Source organism: Amycolatopsis stemonae (genome assembly GCF_054781455.1).
On the sequence record NZ_BAAGUJ010000020.1, the window covers coordinates 41,131 to 58,024 of the forward strand.

The 16,894-nt window shown below is 70.9% G+C and carries 12 protein-coding genes; all 12 read left to right on the forward strand.

The window, feature by feature from the left end:
- The first annotated feature begins 23 nt into the window (after positions 1-23).
- The 12 genes from ACYVLJ_RS42565 to ACYVLJ_RS42620 all read left to right on the forward strand — a co-directional run bounded on the left by ACYVLJ_RS42565 (position 24) and on the right by ACYVLJ_RS42620 (position 16,867).
- Positions 24-797 (forward strand): maleylpyruvate isomerase family mycothiol-dependent enzyme, encoded by a 774-nt coding sequence (locus ACYVLJ_RS42565; RefSeq protein WP_451983734.1) that lies wholly within the window; start codon positions 24-26, stop codon positions 795-797.
- Positions 798-813: 16 nt separating this feature from the next.
- Positions 814-2,016, forward strand: coding sequence for an ROK family transcriptional regulator (locus ACYVLJ_RS42570; RefSeq protein WP_451983736.1), 1,203 nt, complete (start codon positions 814-816; stop codon positions 2,014-2,016).
- Positions 2,017-2,247: 231 nt separating this feature from the next.
- Positions 2,248-3,435: an ROK family protein gene (locus tag ACYVLJ_RS42575; protein WP_460442960.1), complete on the forward strand. Its 1,188-nt coding sequence runs from the start codon at positions 2,248-2,250 to the stop codon at positions 3,433-3,435.
- Positions 3,432-4,934, forward strand: coding sequence for a sugar ABC transporter ATP-binding protein (locus ACYVLJ_RS42580; RefSeq protein WP_451983740.1), 1,503 nt, complete (start codon positions 3,432-3,434; stop codon positions 4,932-4,934). The genes ACYVLJ_RS42575 and ACYVLJ_RS42580 overlap by 4 nt, the downstream gene beginning before the upstream one ends.
- Positions 4,931-5,929, forward strand: coding sequence for an ABC transporter permease (locus ACYVLJ_RS42585; RefSeq protein ID WP_451983742.1), 999 nt, complete (start codon positions 4,931-4,933; stop codon positions 5,927-5,929). The genes ACYVLJ_RS42580 and ACYVLJ_RS42585 overlap by 4 nt, the downstream gene beginning before the upstream one ends.
- A gap of 21 nt (positions 5,930-5,950) precedes the next feature.
- The gene (locus tag ACYVLJ_RS42590; RefSeq protein WP_460442961.1) at positions 5,951-7,006 is read left to right on the forward strand and encodes a substrate-binding domain-containing protein; all 1,056 of its coding nucleotides are present in this window, start codon (positions 5,951-5,953) and stop codon (positions 7,004-7,006) included.
- Positions 7,007-7,037: 31 nt separating this feature from the next.
- Positions 7,038-8,180, forward strand: a complete 1,143-nt coding sequence (locus ACYVLJ_RS42595; RefSeq protein WP_460442962.1) for a Gfo/Idh/MocA family protein — start codon at positions 7,038-7,040, stop codon at positions 8,178-8,180.
- Positions 8,177-9,181 (forward strand): sugar phosphate isomerase/epimerase family protein, encoded by a 1,005-nt coding sequence (locus tag ACYVLJ_RS42600; protein WP_460442963.1) that lies wholly within the window; start codon positions 8,177-8,179, stop codon positions 9,179-9,181. The genes ACYVLJ_RS42595 and ACYVLJ_RS42600 overlap by 4 nt, the downstream gene beginning before the upstream one ends.
- Before the next feature lie 9 nt (positions 9,182-9,190).
- A complete protein-coding gene (locus ACYVLJ_RS42605) occupies positions 9,191-10,045 on the forward strand; it encodes a TIM barrel protein (RefSeq protein ID WP_460442964.1) in 855 nt (284 codons plus the stop codon).
- Between the two features lie 17 nt (positions 10,046-10,062).
- The gene (locus tag ACYVLJ_RS42610; protein ID WP_460442965.1) at positions 10,063-11,037 is read left to right on the forward strand and encodes a multicopper oxidase domain-containing protein; all 975 of its coding nucleotides are present in this window, start codon (positions 10,063-10,065) and stop codon (positions 11,035-11,037) included.
- 10 nt (positions 11,038-11,047) lie between these two features.
- Positions 11,048-14,995, forward strand: coding sequence for a ThuA domain-containing protein (locus ACYVLJ_RS42615; RefSeq protein ID WP_460442966.1), 3,948 nt, complete (start codon positions 11,048-11,050; stop codon positions 14,993-14,995).
- Between the two features lie 60 nt (positions 14,996-15,055).
- Positions 15,056-16,867, forward strand: a complete 1,812-nt coding sequence (locus ACYVLJ_RS42620; RefSeq protein WP_460442967.1) for a cupredoxin domain-containing protein — start codon at positions 15,056-15,058, stop codon at positions 16,865-16,867.
- Positions 16,868-16,894: the final 27 nt, after the last annotated feature.

Consider the following 16,894-nt stretch of genomic DNA (forward strand, 5'->3'; position numbering starts at 1 on the left):
CCCCGCGGGGAGTTGAGGGTGGCATGACTCACCTCGTGGACCGCACGATCGCCGCCCTGCGCGCCGAGCACGACGCGCTCGCCGGCCTCGTCCGCACCCTCACCGACGACCAGCTGGCCGCCACCAGCGGCGCGGCGGAATGGACCGTCGCGCAGGCCCTTTCCCACCTCGGCAGTGGCGCGGAGATCGGCCGCGCGCCGATCGCCCGGGCCGCCGGGGAGACCGTGGCCGCCGAAGACAACCCGACGATCTGGGCCCGCTGGGACGGCTCGGCGCCGCGCGCTCAGGCCGAGGGCTTCCTGGAGCACAACGCCCGCTGGCTCGACACGGTCGAGGCGCTCACGGCCGAGCAGCGGTCGTCGCTGACCGTCGACCTCGGGTTCCTGCCGGAGCCGGTCCCGCTGGTGACGGCGGTGGGCATGCGCCTGAGCGAGGTCGCCAACCACTCCTGGGACGTGCGCGTGGCCTTCGACCCGGACGCGGGGGTGGACGCCGGCTCGGCCGCCGTGCTCGTCGAACTCCTGGCCGGGCCCGTCGGCTTCATGCTGAGCTTCCTCGCGAAGCCGGCCGAGCTCGCGAACCCGGTGTCGCTCGCGGTTCCCGGCGGCGGTCTGGTCATCGACGACACCGTCACCGCGGTGGACCACCTCGAGTCGCCGACCGCGACGTTCACCGGGCCGGCCGAGGCGTTCGTCCGGCTGGTCAGCGGCCGCCTCAAGGCGCCGTACGACCGCGGTGTCACCGTCGACGGCAACGCCACGCTCGACGACCTGCGTCGCGTGTTCCCCGGTTTCTGACCGTAGGCTGAGCCGAATGAGCGCGGCATCAACCCCGGAGCAGTCGATGGTCGAAACCCGGCACCAGACCCGGTTGCTCACGCTGCTGCGCGACGAGGGCCCGATGTCGCGGGTCGAGCTCGGGGAACGCCTCGAGCTGCCGCGGGCCCGGGTGGGGGCCGAGGTGGCCCGGCTCGACGAGGTCGGGCTCGTCGAGACCGCCGGGCCGTCGGCCAGCCGCGGCGGCCGCCGGTCGACGCTGGTCCGGCTGGCCGGTGACCTGCGCGTGCTCGCGGTGGACGTCGGCGCGACGTCGGTCGGGGTGGCGGTGACCGACGCTTCGTGCGAGGTGCTCGCGCACACCGTCGAGGACTGCGACGTGCGCCAGGGGCCGCACCCGGTGCTGCGCCGGGTCGCCGAGCTCGCGGGGAAGGTCCGGGACGAGGCGCCCGGCAAGCTCGTCGCCGCGGGCATCGGGCTGCCGGGGCCGGTCAGCTTCGCCGAGGGGATGGCGGTCGCGCCGCCGATCATGCCGGGCTGGGACCGGTTCAACGTCCGCGACCACCTCGGCGGTCTCTGGGGCTGCCCGGTCGCGGTGGACAACGACGTCAACGCGATGGCCCTCGGCGAACGCCACGCCGGGGTCGCCCGGTCGACCGAGGACCTGATGTTCGTCAAGATCGGCACCGGGATCGGCTGCGGGATCGTGCTGGGCGGCAAGGTCTACCGCGGGGTCGCGGGCACGGCGGGCGACATCGGGCACATCCGCCTCGACGACTTCGGCCCGACCTGCGCCTGCGGTGAGGTCGGCTGCCTGGAGGCCTACTTCGGCGGCGCCGCCCTGGCGCGGGACGGGCTGGCGCTGGCGCGCAGCGGGCGCTCGGCCCACCTCGCCGAGGTGGCCGCCGAACGCGGCGCGGTGACCGCGCGCGACGTCGGCCGCGCCGCGGCGGCGGGCGACTTCGGCGCGGTCAACCTGATCCGCGACGGCGGCCGGCGCCTCGGCCACGTGGTCGCGTCGCTGGTCAGCTTCATCAACCCGGGCATGGTGGTGATCGGCGGCGGCGTCGCGCAGCTCGGGCACCAGCTGCTCGCCGAGGTGCGCAGCGCGGTCTACCGCCGCTCGCTGCCCCTGGCGACGGGGAACCTGCCGATCGTCCTGTCGGAGCTCGGCGACACGGCGGGCGTCATCGGCGCGGCCTGGTCGGCGACCGACCGCGCGTTCACGCTCAGCAGCTGACGGGCATCCCGCACAGTCTCACCCTCGGTTGCTGAACGCGGCCTCTCTGTAGCGCTCGAACCGTACAGACTTTTGCACTGCAAATGCGAAAGTATGTGCGGTTTGAGGCGTCTATCCGGGTGAAACCCGGACTTAACACGCCTTTGTCACCTTGACGGGTGACGGCAGTCACCCTACTTTCGCTGCCTGAGCAACAAAGTGTGTTCAGCACTCAGCACCAGTGGAGGCAACGTGGCCGGGGCCGGGACGAGGCGCGCCGAACCGGCGAGCCCGCGCACGGCGAGCCTGGCCGCCCTGCTGCGAGCGTTGCGCGCGGGACCCCTGTCACGCACCCAGCTGGCCGCCCGCTGCGGCGTCGCGAAGTCCGCCGTCCCCGGTCTGCTCGCCGAACTCGCCGAGCGCGGGCTGGTGCGGCCCGCCGGCGTCCTGCCCGGCAACGGACGGCCGAGCCGCCTGGTCGAACTCGACGGCGAAGACGCCTACGCGCTCGCCCTCGGCATCGAGGCCGACCGCCTGTCCGCCGTGGTCACCGACCTCTCCGGCCGCGTTCTGGCCGAGCAGGCCGAGACCGTCGACGTCGCCGCGCTCGGCCTCCAGCGATGCCTGGACGAACTCGCCCACATGGCCACCGGCGTGCTGCCCGGCCCGCCGGTCGGCGTCGCGATCTCGGTGCCCGGGCTGGTCGACTCGGCCGCCGCCGTCCTGCGGTTCGCCCCGGCCCTGCGCTGGCGCGACGCGGAAATCGCCGACCTCATGGCCGCCCGCCTGGCCGTTCCGGTCGACGCCATCGCCGTGGACAACGACGCCAACCTCGGCGCGCTCGCCGAGTCGGTCGCCGGCACCGGCAGCGAGCTGTTCTACCTCAGCGGCGGGACGGCGGTCGGCGGCGGGCTCGTCTCCGGCGGCGCGATCCTGCGCGGCGCCCGGGGTTTCGCGGGCGAGGTCGGGCACATCGCCGTCGACCCGGCCGGCGAACGGTGCGCGTGCGGCCGGACCGGCTGCCTGGAGACGAAGGCGAACCTGGCCGCGGTCCTGCGCGCCGCGGCCGCACCCGGTGATCCGCTGCACGACCCCGCTCTCGGCGTCGAAGGCCGCGTCGAACAGCTGAAGCAGCGCGTGCGGCGCGGCGACCAGCGGGCGCTCACCGCGGTGCACGAACTCGGCGTCACGCTCGGCGTCGCACTGTCCACTGTGGTCGACGTGCTCGACCCGGACGTCGTCGTCCTCGGCGGTTACTTCGCCGACCTGGGCGACTGGCTCGTCGAACCCATTCGCGTCGAACTCGCCGCCCGGCCGCTCGGGCACGCCCGGGTCGTGCCGTCCGGACTCGGGCTCAAGGCCCCGCTGCGCGGCGCGTCCCACCTGGCCGCCGAGCGGCTGTTCACGAACCCGACGCTCTTCGAGGAGGCCTCGGTATGAGCCTGCTGTCCGTGCGCGGGATCGTGAAGAGCTTCCCGGGCGTCCGCGCGCTCGACGGCGTCGACCTCGACGTCGAACCCGGCGAGGTGCACTGCCTGCTCGGCCAGAACGGCGCGGGCAAGTCGACGCTGATCAAGGTCCTCGCCGGCGCGCACCGCCCCGACGCGGGCGAGCTGACCTGGCGGGGCGAACGCATCGACGTCGGCTCGCCGGTCGACGCGCTGCGCCTCGGCATCGCCACCATGTACCAGGAGCTGGACCTCGTGCCCGGGCTTTCGGTGGCGGACAACATCTTCCTCGGCCACGAGCGGGCCCGCTTCGGCTTCACGCGCATCAGCCAGGCCCGCGACGAGGCCGCCCGGCTGATGACCCGGCTCGGCCACCCCGGCATCCGGCCGTGGCAGGAGGTGGGCAAGCTGTCCGCCGCGGGCCAGCAGCTGGTGTCGATGGCCCGAGCGCTCGCCCACGACGCCAAGCTGCTCGTGATGGACGAGCCGACCGCCGCGCTGGCCGGCGAGGAGGTCGACAACCTCTTCCGCATCGTCGGCGAGCTGACCGCCGACGGCGTCGCGGTCGTCTACATCTCGCACCGCCTGGAAGAACTGCGCCGGATCGGGCACCGGGTGACCGTGCTCAAGGACGGCCGGACCGTCGGCACCGGCCTCGACGCCCGCACGACGCCGACCTCCGACCTCGTCGCGCTGATGGCCGGGCGGAAGGTCGAGACGGTCTTCGGCCCGCGCCACGACGGTCACGCCGACCGGACCGGCACCGCGCTCGAAGTCCAGGGGCTGGCCCGCACCGGCGAGTTCGAGGACGTCACCTTCTCGGTCCACCCCGGCGAAGTCGTCGGCATCGCCGGGCTGGTCGGGTCCGGTCGCAGCGAACTGCTCGAGACGATCTTCGGCGCGCGCAAGGCCGACAGCGGAACCATCGCCGTGCAGGGGAAACCGCTCAGGCCCGGCAGTGTGCTCGCCGCCGTCAAGGCGGGCATCGGGCTGGCCCCTGAGGAACGCAAGAGCCAGGGCCTGCTGCTGGACCTCCCGGTGGTGCACAACGTGACGCTGGCCAGCCTCGGCCGCTACGCGAAGTTCGGTTTTTCCGAACGTGGCAAGGAACTCGAGGACGCCGGCGCGAGCCTGCGCCGCCTCGACCTGCGGCCCGCCGACCCGCGCCGGATCGTCCGCACGCTCTCCGGTGGCAACCAGCAGAAGGCGGTGCTCGCGAGGTGGCTGGTCCGCGGGTGCACGGTGCTGCTGCTCGACGAGCCCACGCGCGGCGTCGACGTCGGCGCGCGTGCCGAGCTGTACCGGCTGATCGACGAGCTGGCCGCGAGCGGCGTCGCGATCGTGCTGGTGTCCAGCGAAATCCCCGAGGTGCTCGGGCTGTCCGACCGGGTGCTGGTGCTGCGCGAGGGCCGGGTCCTCGCCGACCGGCCGTCCGCCGGGCTGACCGAGGCCGCGGTGCTCGACGTGATTCTCGAGGGGAGCGCGGCATGACCGACACCGAAGCACCACCCGCGAAAGCGCTGTCCGCCGAAAGCCGGCGGTTCTCCTGGCGGGCCGACCCCCGGCTGCTCGGCCTGGCCGGCGTGCTCGTCGTGCTCTGCCTGGTCGGCCAGTTCACCCGGCCCGAGCTGTTCTTCACCGAAAGCAACATCTCGACGATCCTGCGGCTGGCCGCGGCGATCGGCGTGGTCAGCGTCGGCATGACGTTCGTGATCATCAGCGGCGGCATCGACCTGTCCGTCGGCTCGATCGTCGCGCTCTCCAGCGTCTGGCTGACGACCTTGGCCACCCAGTCGTACGGGCCGTGGATCATGGTCCTTTGCGGACTGGCGGTCGGGCTCGGCTGCGGGCTGGTCAACGGCGTGCTCGTCGCCTACGGCAAGGTCGTGCCGTTCATCGCGACGCTCGCGATGTACGTCTCGGCGCGCGGGCTCGCCGAGCGGATCAGCGGCCGTCGCACGCAGGTGGTCGCCGACCAGGACTTCCTCGCCTTCTTCCGGGGCGGCTTCCTCGGCATCCCGACGCTCATCTGGCTGTTCGCGCTGGTGTTCGCGGTCGGCTGGGTCGTGCTCAACCGCACCACCTTCGGCCGCCGCACCTACGCCGTCGGCGGCAACATCGAGGCGTCGCGACTGGCCGGCATCAACGTCAAGCGCCACCTCGCGCTCGTCTACGGCGTCGCCGGGCTGTGCTGCGGGATCGCCGCGCTCATGGTCGTCGCGCGGACGACGGCGGGCGCGTCCACCAACGGCATGTTCTACGAGCTCGACGCGATCGCGGCCGTGGTCATCGGCGGCACGCTGCTCACCGGCGGCCGCGGCTCGCTGATCGGCACCCTGATCGGCGTGCTGATCTTCACGGTGCTGTCCAACCTCTTCACGCTCAACAACCTGGACACCGACATCCAGAACATCGCCAAGGGCGTGATCATCGTGCTCGCCGTGCTCCTGCAGTTCCGGGCCAGGAAAGCCAGGACCGGTCCGTAGAAATCACCGATGGAGGTCATCATGGCCGAACAACCCTTCCTCGGCCGCCGGGGATTCCTGCTGGGCGGGGCCGCTGTCGGCGCCGGCGCTTTGCTGGCCGGCTGCACGTCGAACACGCCCGCGGCCTCGGAGTCGACCGCGCCGGTCGCCAACGCCGGGAGCAACGCCCAGCCCGGAAAGCCCGTCACGATCGGCTTCTCCGCGCCGGCCGCCGACCACGGCTGGATCGCGGCGATCACCAAGAACGCCAAGGCCCAGGCGCAGAAGTTCAGCGAGGTGAAGTTCACCGCCACCGAAGGCACCAACGACGTCAACCAGCAGATCTCCCAGGTGGAGACGCTGATCAACGCCAAGGTCGATGTCCTGGTCATCCTGCCCTTCGACGGCAAGGCGCTCACCTCGGTCGGCCAGCAGGCGATGGACGCCGGCATCCCGGTGATCAACCTGGACCGCGTCTTCGACACCCCGCTCGCGTACCGAACGTGGATCGGCGGCGACAACTACCGGATGGGCGTCAACGCGGGCAACTACCTCGCCGCGGAGCTCAAGAAGAAGAACGTCGCGAACCCGATCATCGGCGAGGTCGCCGGGATCGACTCGCTGCCGCTGACGCAGGAACGCAGCAAGGGCTTCGCGGACGCGCTCGGGCGCAGCGGGTTCAAGGTCGGCCCGCGCGTCTCGGCGCAGTTCACGTCGGAGTCGGGGGAGCAGCAGACGGCGAACCTGCTCCAGGGCGCGCCGAAGCTGGACGCGCTGTGGAACCACGACGACGACCAGGGCATCGGCGTCAACGCGGCGATCGACACCGCGGGCCGCAAGGAGTTCATCATGGTCGGCGGCGCCGGCTCGAAGAACATGATGAACCTGATCAAGGCCGACTCCTCGCCGATCAAGGCGACCGTGCTCTACAGCCCGTCGATGGCCTCGACGGCGATCGCGCTGGCCCGCTTGCTGGGGCAGGGCAAGGGGATCGGCGACCTGGCCGAGCACGACATCCCGGCCGAGATCACGACGTACTCCGCGGTCGTCACCAAGGAGAACGTCGACCAGTACCTGGACGTCGGCTTCGATTCCTGACCGGACTTTTCGCCAGAACACAAGGAGGGGCATGAGCCGGGAAACCATCGGGATCGGCATGGTCGGGCACGCGTTCATGGGAGCGGTGCACTCGCACGCCTGGCGCAGCGTGCACCGGTTCTTCGACCCGCCGCTGGTACCGAGGCTCGCCGTGCTCGGCGGCCGCGACGAAACCCGGGCCAGGGCGGCCGCGGAGAAGTTCGGGTGGGAGGACGTCGAAACCGACTGGCGCAAGCTCGTCGCCCGGGACGACGTCGGCCTGGTCGACGTCTGCACGCCGGGCGACAGCCACGCGGAGATCGCGATCGCCGCGCTGGACGCCGGGAAGCACGTGCTGTGCGAGAAACCCCTCGCCAACTCGGTCGCGGAGGCCGAGGCGATGGCCGGGGCGGCGCGGCGGGCCCGTGAACGCGGGGTACGGGCCATGGTCGCGTTCAACTACCGCCGGGTGCCCGCGCTCGCGCACGCCAGGAACCTGGTTTCCAGGGGGGCCCTCGGCGAGATCCGGCACGTGCGGTCGGTGTACCTGCAGGACTGGTTGTCGGATCCGCGGGCGCCGATGACCTGGCGGCTGCGGAAGGAGTCCGCCGGGTCGGGTGCGCTGGGCGACCTGGGCGCGCACATCGTCGACGCGGCGCAGTTCGTCACCGGCGAGGTGATCACCGGGGTCTCGGCGCTGACGAACACCTTCGTCACGGAGCGGCCCGCGGAGACCGGCGGGACGGACGAGGTGACCGTCGACGACACCGCGTTGTTCTTGGCACGGCTGTCCGGGGGAGCCGTGGCGAGCTTCGAGGCGACGCGGTTCGCGCTGGGCCGCAAGAACGCGATGCGCCTGGAGGTCAACGGGTCGAAGGCGAGCCTGGCGTTCGACTTCGAGTCGATGAACGAGCTGCGGTGGTACGACGGCACCGGCACCGAAGCGGGCTTCCGCCGGATCCTGGTGACCGAGCCGGAGCACCCGTACGTCGGCGTGTGGTGGCCGCCGGGGCACCTCCTGGGCTACGAGCACACGTTCACCAACGAGGTCGCCGACCTCTTGACCGCCATCGGCACGGGCACCGATCCCGAGCCGGGTTTCGACGACGGCCTGCGCGTCCAGCGGGTGCTGGCTGCCGTCGAGGAAAGCGCGGCCGCCGAAGCGAAGTGGACCGCGGTGGAGGAGGAGAAATGAGCCGTCCGGTCACGTTGTTCACCGGCCAGTGGGCGGACCTGCCGTTCACGGAGGTCTGCAAGCTCGCCGCCGAGTGGGGCTACGACGGCCTGGAAATCGCTTGCTCGGGCGACCACTTCGAAGTCGACCGGGCACTGTCCGAAGAGGACTACGTGCCGGGTCGGCTGCGGCTGCTCGCCGAGCACGGCCTCAAGGTGTGGGCGATCTCCAACCACCTCGTCGGCCAGGCCGTCTGCGACGACCCGATCGACGACCGGCACCGCGCGATCGTCCCGTCCCGGATCTGGGGCGACGGCGAACCCGAGGGCGTCCGGCAGCGGGCGGCGGCCGAGATGGCCGACACGGCCAGGGCGGCGGCGAAGCTCGGTGTCGACACGGTCATCGGGTTCACCGGGTCGAAGATCTGGAAGTACGTGGCGATGTTCCCGCCGGTCGGGCGCGATGTCATCGATGACGGTTACGCAGACTTCGCGCGTCGCTGGAACCCGATCCTGGACGTCTTCGACGAGGTCGGCGTCCGGTTCGCGCACGAGGTGCACCCGTCGGAGATCGCCTACGACTACTGGACCACCGAACGGGCGCTCGAAGCGGTCGGGCACCGGCCCGCGTTCGGGCTGAACTGGGACCCGTCGCACTTCGTGTGGCAGGACCTCGACCCGGTCGGGTTCATCCTCGACTTCGCCGACCGGATCTACCACGTCGACTGCAAGGACACGAGAAAGCGCTTCGACGGCCGCAACGGGCGCCTCGGCTCGCACCTGGCGTGGGCCGATCCGCGGCGGGGCTGGGACTTCGTGTCCGTCGGCCACGGCGACGTCCCGTGGGAGGACTGCTTCCGGGCGCTCAACGCGATCAAGTACACCGGCCCCGTCTCGGTGGAGTGGGAGGACGCCGGGATGGACCGCCTCCGCGGCGCGGCGGAGGCGGTGAAGTACCTGCGCGAGCACCTGTTCGACCAGCCGTCGGCGGCTTTCGACGCGGCTTTCAGCAACCAGAGATGAGGGAGTTCCATGTGCGGTGAACGGCCAGAGCAGCACTCCCGACGAACGTTCCTGAACGTGGCGACGGCCGCCCTCACGGTGGGGGCGGCGGCCATCGCCTTGCCCGGCGTCGCGGACGCGTCCCCCGCGAGGCGACGCGTTCCGCTCGACAAGATCAGCATCCAGCTCTACTCGCTGAGGTCCCTGCTGCAGAACGATCCCGAAGGCACGCTGTCGGCGCTGGCCGACATCGGCTACCGGAAGGTCGAGCTGGCCGGGACGTACGGCCGCAGCGCCACCGAGTTCCGCGCCATCCTCGACCGCAACCACCTCAAGGCGTCCTCGACGCACGTCGGCATCGACGGCGACTTGAACCAGACCATCGCGGACGCGAAGATCCTCGGCAACACCTCGGCCGTCGTGCCGTACGCGAACTTCGGCACCATCGCGGAGTGGGAGGCCTTCGCGGGCCGGATGAACACCGCCGCGGTGGCGTTCAAGAAGGCCGGGCTGAAGCTCGGCTACCACAACCACGACCACGAGTTCGCCCCGATCGGCGGGGTGGTCCCGTACGACGTGCTCACCGCGAAGACGAACAAGCGGGACGTGCACCTGGAAATCGACCTCTTCTGGGCGGTGAACGGCGGCGCGGACCCGGTCGAGCTGTTCCGGCGCAACTACCCGCGCGTGACGCAGTACCACGTCAAGGACCGGACCGCGGACGGGCAGATGGTCGACCCCGGCGCCGGCGTCATCAACTTCCCGCGCATCTTCGCCGCGTCCTGCCACACCATCGGCGAGTACATCGTCGAGCACGACCAGCCGGCCGATCCGCTGAACACCGCCAAGGCCGGCTTCGAGTACCTGCGTACCGTGCGCTTCTGAGCCCCGGGGGAATCCACATGCGAGTGTCACGTCGGTCGATGCTGGCCGGAACCGCCGCGGGCGTGCTCGCGCCCGCCGTCGGGCTGGCCGGCACGGCCGAGGCGGCGGGCCTGACCCGCCGGATCACGATCTACGCCGAAGCACTGCCCAACGGCCGCTACGGCTACGGGCTCGAGCCGGGCAAGGCCACGGTTCCGGGGCCGCTGCTGGAGGTCTACGAGGGCGACACCCTCGAGATCGAGCTGGTCAACACGACCGACCAGCGGCTGTCGATCCACCCGCACGGCGTCAACTACGACACCGCGTCGGACGGCGCGCCGCTCAACGCGTCGTTCAACAACCCGCGCGAAACGCGGACCTACGTCTGGCGCACCCGGGCGAGAGCCGAGGCCAGTGGCGGGTTCTGGATGCCGGGCAGTGCCGGGTACTGGCACTACCACGACCACGCGATGGGCACCGACCACGGCACCGCCGGCCTCGCCCGCGGGCTCTACGGCGGGCTGATCGTGCGCAAGCGCGGCGACCTGCTGCCCAGCCGGCAGTACACCGTCGTGTTCAACGAGATGATGATCAACCACGAGATGGCGCCGAACACGCCGATCCTCGAGGCACGGCTCGGCGAGCGCGTCGAGTGGGTGTGCATCGGGTACGGGAGCCTGCCGCACACGTTCCACCTGCACGGGCACCGCTGGGCCGACACCCGCACCGGGATGTTGAGCAGTGCCACCGACAACGCCCAGACCGTCGACAACAAGAACCTCGACCCGGGCAGCTCGTTCGGCTTCCAGGTGCTCGCCGGCGACGGCGTCGGACCGGGGGTGTGGATGTACCACTGCCACGTCCAGACCCACTCCGACGGCGGCATGGTGGGCCTGTTCCTGGTCCGCAACCCCGACGGCAGCCTGCCCGACGGCGCCCAGGACGCGATCGACCGGTTCAAGCAGCACGACCACTCCGGGCACGACATGCCCGAAGCCCGCACGCACGCGTAGGAGGGGAACCATGAAAAGACGGTGGTTCGGAAGGCGCGGCGCGGTCGTGCTCGCCATCGGGTCGGTCCTCGCGGCCGGGGCGCCGCTGATGGCGATGCCGGTGGCACAGGCCGCGCCGGCCGCGGTGAACGTACCGGTGAACGTGCTGGTCTTCCACGGCGCCGCGGCCGGCCAGAAGGACCCGGTGCTGCGCGCGGCGGACGCGATCGCGAGGCTGGGCGGGGACAACGGCATCACGGTGACGGCGTCGCAGGACCCGGCCGTGTTCAGCACCGCCAACCTGGCCCGCTACCGCGGTGTCGTGTTCCTGTCCGCCCAGGGCGTGGCGCTCACCCGGGACCAGGAAGCCGCGCTGCAGGCGTACATGAAGGCGGGCGGCGGGTTCCTCGGCATCTCCGACGCGGCCCGCGCGCAGGACTCGTCCCAGTGGTTCACCGGGCTGATCGGCGCCCGGCCGGTCGGGGCCCGTCCGACGCCCGAAGCCGTGGCGTCGGTGACCGCGAGCGCGGAGAACCCGCCCAACGAGACCAAGGAAAAGCTGGCCGACAACAACGAGAACACCAAGTGGCTGACGTTCGCGAACACCGGCTGGGCCGCCTACAAGCTGGCCACCCCGGTCGCGGTCAGCAGCTACTCCCTGGTGTCGGCGAACGACTTCCCGGGCCGCGACCCGAAGAGCTGGACCCTGCAGGGTTCGGCCGACGGCAGCACCTGGGTCGACCTGGACACGCGCACCAACGAGGTGTTCACCGACCGGTTCCAGACCCGGACGTTCACCTTCGCCAACACCACGGTGTACCCGAACTACCGGCTGAACATCACCGCGAACGCGGGTGAGCCGCTCATCCAGCTCGCCGACCTCAAGCTGTTCAAGGACACCTCGACGACCCCGCCGCCGCCCGAGCCGGCGCCGCAGCAGGCCGTCGTCGACGTCCTCGACGCGCAGCACCCGGCCACCGCCGGGCTGCCGCAGAACTGGACGCGCACCGACCGCTGGCTCAACTGGGAGTCCAACCCGGTCGGCACCGTCCACACGGTCGCGCAGGTGGAGGAGAAGGGCTACAACCCCGGGGTCGGTGCGAACGGCGCGTTCCACCCGATCTCCTGGTGCCGCGACTACGACGGCGGCCGGTCCTTCTACACCGGCATGGGCCGGACCGAGGGTTCGTACGGCGAGGACCAGTTCCGCAAGCACCTGCTCGGCGCGCTGCGCTGGACGACCGGGATGGTGCGGGGCGACTGCCAGGCCGGGATCGCCGCGAACTACAAGGTCGAGCGGCTGACCGGCAAGAACGCGGCCGGGCAGCTCGACCAGATCGGCGAGCCGCACGGGCTGACCATCGCCCCGGACGGCAAGGTGTTCTACATCGGCAAGGCGGCCTGCCCGTCCGGGCCGGTCGTCAGCTGGGACGACCCGAACGTCGGCCTCGGCTGCGGCACGATCCACCAGTGGGACCCGGTCACCAAGAAGCCGAAGCTGCTCACGACGTTGCGCGTGATGGGCAACCGGGGCAGCGGTGACGAGCTGGTCAAGAACGAAGAGGGCCTGCTCGGGCTGACGCTGGACCCGAAGTTCGCCGAGAACGGCTACCTGTACGCCTACTGGATGCCGCACGAGTCGATCGACCGCGACAAGCGGATCGGGAAGCGGACGGTCTCGCGGTTCACCTACAACCTCACCGCGCAGACGCTCGACCAGGCCACGCGCAAGGACCTGCTGTCCTGGGACGTCCAGATCCACAGCTGCTGCCACGCCGGCGGCGGCATGGCGTTCGACAAGGACGGCCACCTCTACATCGGGTCCGGGGACAACAACTCCTCGGGCGGCTCGAACGGCTACTCGGGCAACAACTGGACGCTCGACTACAAGGGCCTCTCCTTCCAGGACGCGCGCCGCACGGCGGGCAACACCAACGACCTGGACGGCAAGATCCTGCGCATCCACCCGGAGGCGAACGGGACCTACACGATCCCGCAGGGCAACCTGTTCCCGAACGGACCCGCGGACAAGACGCGTCCGGAGATCTACGTGATGGGCGTCCGCAACATCTCGCGCCTGCAGATCGACCCGGTGCACAACTGGATGACCGCGGGCTGGGTCGGCCCCGACGCGTCCTCGCCGAGCCCCGAACTGGGCCCGGCGAAGTACGAGACGGCGACCATCATCACCGAGGCGGGCAACCACGGCTGGCCGTACTGCATGGGCAACCGGCAGCCCTACCGCGACCGCAGCAGCACCAACGCCGCCGAGCTGACCGGCTGGTACGACTGCGACAACCCGGTGAACACCTCGCCGCGCAACACCGGCCTGGTGAACCTGCCGCCGATCAAGGACAACATGATCTGGTACTCGCCCGACGGCGGCGGCCCGGTCTTCCCGAAGCGGCCGGGCTCGTCCATTCCGACGTACAACGCGGCGGACGCCACCTACACCCAGCCGTACCTGCGCGGCGGCGGCCAGGCCGTGATGTCCGGGCCGACGTACCACCGTTCGCTGGTCAACACGAACAGCGGCGTCGCGTGGCCGGCGTACTGGGACAACAAGTGGTTCATCGGCGACGAGTCCAACTCCCAGAACCGCGTCGCGGTGACCGTCGACCCGGCGGGCGTGCCGACGCACCAGCCGCCGGTGTTCGCCGAGACGTTCCGGCAGATCATCCCGGGCGGCGCCGGTGACACCCGGGTGCAGAGCTGGATGGACGCCAAGTTCGGGCCGGACGGCGCGCTGTACGTCCTGGACTACGGGAACGGGTTCTTCTCGCTGGACGCCAACCAGAAGCTGCTGAAGATCAGCTACACCGGCGGGGCGGCGACCCCGGCTCCGGCGGCGTCGTCGACGCTGGTGCAGAACAAGGCCCTGACGGCGGCGTTCGTCGGTTCGAAGTCCGGCGGGGTGTCCTACCGCTGGGAGTTCGGCGACGGCTCGGTGTCCACCCAGGCCGACCCGCGGCACACCTACCCGCGCACCGGGATCTTCACCGCCAAGCTGACCGTGACCTACGCGAACGGTGAGCAGGTGACGACCCGGACCGCGGTGAACGTGGGCTGCGCCGTGGCCGACCCGAGCCCGGTGGTGACCTTGGGCGACACCATCACGAAGGTGGTCAACCGCAACGCCGGTGGCGGCTGCACGGTCGACGACTTCATCGACGACGAAGGCACGTGGAGCACGCACGCGGCGTTCGTCAACCACGTCGAGAACGCCGTCGAGACGCTCACCGACCTCGGCGTGCTCAACGACGCCGAGGCAGCCGAGCTGAACGCGGCCGCCGACGCGTCACCGATCGGGAAGGCGGGCACCACCGGCTACGACGCCCTCTTCGACGGCACGGCGGAGTCGCTGCGGAACTGGGAACAGGCCCCGTCGGGGCAGTTCACGCTCCAACCCGACGGGTCGATCCGCTCGGCCGGCGGACTGGGCATGCTCTGGTACGCCCAGCGGCAGTTCGGCGACTTCTCGGTGAAGGTCCAGTTCAAGGACATCGCACCGGACGGGTTCCGGGCCAACAGCGGCGTCTTCGTCCGGTTCCCGGATCCACGGACCCCGCTGGACCAGCGGCCGCCGGGCAGCTGCGGCACGGTCGGCTCGGCGCGGACGTCACAGGCCTGGGTCGCGATCTACTGCGGTCACGAGATCCAGATCTACGACGGCGACAGCGGTGAGCCGCAGAAGACCGGGTCGGTCTACAACTTCGACCCGCGCCCGCTGGACCAGGCGGGCGCGCGGCCGAAGGGCACGTGGAACGAGTACGAGATCAAGGTCGTCGGGCAGCACTACACGATGATCCGCAACGGCGTGGTGATCAACGAGTTCGACAACACGCCGGGACAGCAGTCCTCGCGCGCGGGTGACCCGCCGACCGACCTGCGGCAGTTCGTCAGCGGCTTCATCGGGCTGCAGAACCACAGTGACAACGACCTGGTCGAGTTCCGCAACATCCGGGTACGGCAGCTGTAGCGCGATGGGGGCCGGGCCGCGCGCCCGGTCCCCATCCCTCCCAGGAAGGTTCCTCCGGCGATGTCCCCACGCTTGATCACAGTGCTGCTGGCCGGGTTGCTGGCCCTGCTCGGGCCGGCCACCCCCGCGGTGGCGGCGCCGGTCCAGACCCTGACCTGGACGGGCAGCAACAGCACCACCGAATACGCGTCCGCGCCCACCGGTGCGCTGCCCGGCGAGACCACGATCGTCTTCGAGAACAGCGAAGCCACCGGCAACACGACGGGGATGTCGCACACCCTGACGTTCGACACCTCGACGCCGGGCTACAACCACGACGTCTCGCTCAACATCCTGGCCAACCCCTTCGACACGAACAACGGCCGGCACGAAGCGACCGTGAAGCTCACCCCGGGCAAGTACCGGTACTTCTGCACGATCCCCGGCCACACGGCGATGGTCGGCGAGTTCGTCGTCTCCGACGGAACCGGTGACACGACCGCGCCGACGGTGACCGCGGCGGTGGCGGGGGACCGCGACGAGTCGGGCAACTACCTCGAGTCCGCGACGGTTTCCCTGACCGCGACCGACGCGGGATCGGGCGTGGCCTCGGTCGAGTACCAGCTCGACGGCGGGACGTGGACCACCTACTCGGCGCCGGTGGTGGTGACCGCGGCCGGCATGCACATGCTGCACTACCGCGCGACCGACGTCGCCGGGAACACGTCCGAAGAAGGCATGGCCCACTTCACGATCGTCCGAGGCCAGGGCGACACGACCCCGCCGACGGTGACGGCCGACATCACCGGCGACAAGGACTCCTCGGGCAACTACCTCGACGTCGCCACGGTCCGGTTGACGGCCACGGACGCCGATTCCGCCGTGGCCTCGGTCGAGTACCAGCTCGACGGCGGCGCGTGGACGGCCTACACCGCGCCGGTCGTGGTGACCGGGGCGGGGGAGCACATGGTCCACTTCCGGGCCACTGATGCCGCCGGGAACACGTCACCGGAAGGCATGTCCCACTTCACGGTGGTCAAGCGCGACACGACCCCGCCGACGGTTTCCGCGGCCGTAGGCGGAACCCAGGACGACGACGGCAACTACGTCGGCAAGGCCACGGTGACCGTCACGGCTTCGGACACCGGCTCCGGCGTCGCCGCGGTCGAGTACAAAGTGGACGGTGGCGCGTGGACCGCCTACTCCGCACCGGTCCCGGTGACGGCGGCGGGCACGCACACCGTCGGCTACCGCGCTCGCGACGTCGCGGGCAACGCTTCCGCGGAGGGCAGTGCGTCCTTCACCGTGGTCGCCGGCGGCGACACGACCGCGCCGGCGGTGTCCTTGGCGTTGACCGGCAAGCAGGACGGGAACTGGAACTACGTCGAGCAGGCGACGGTGACGGTGTTCGCCACGGACGCGGAGTCCGGGATCGCCGCGGTTGAGTACAAAGTGGACACCGGGGCGTGGACCCGCTACACGGCACCGGTCGTCGTGGCCGCGCTCGGCGCGCACATGGTCCGATCGCGGGCCACGGACGTCGCCGGGAACGTGTCGGCGGAGGCGTTCGGGACGTTCACGGTGGTCGCGGCCCCGCCGCCACCGGACGCCTGCCCGGACTCCGACACCCGCGACACGGTGGTGATCGGCGGGGTCGACAGCCAAGTGGAGAACACCGACATCGGCAACGGCTGCACGATCAACGACGTCATCGACGAAAACGCGGAGTACACGTCGCACGACCGGTTCGTGAAGCACGTGAAGGCGGTGACGCAGGAACTGGTCACCAACGGGGTGCTGTCGCCGGGAGACCGCAACCGCATCGTCACGGCGGCCATCGAGTCCGGCGTCGGCGGCGCCCCGGCAAAAGCGGATCACCGCGTTCTGACCTGAAACGACCCACCTGAGCACCTGGTGGTG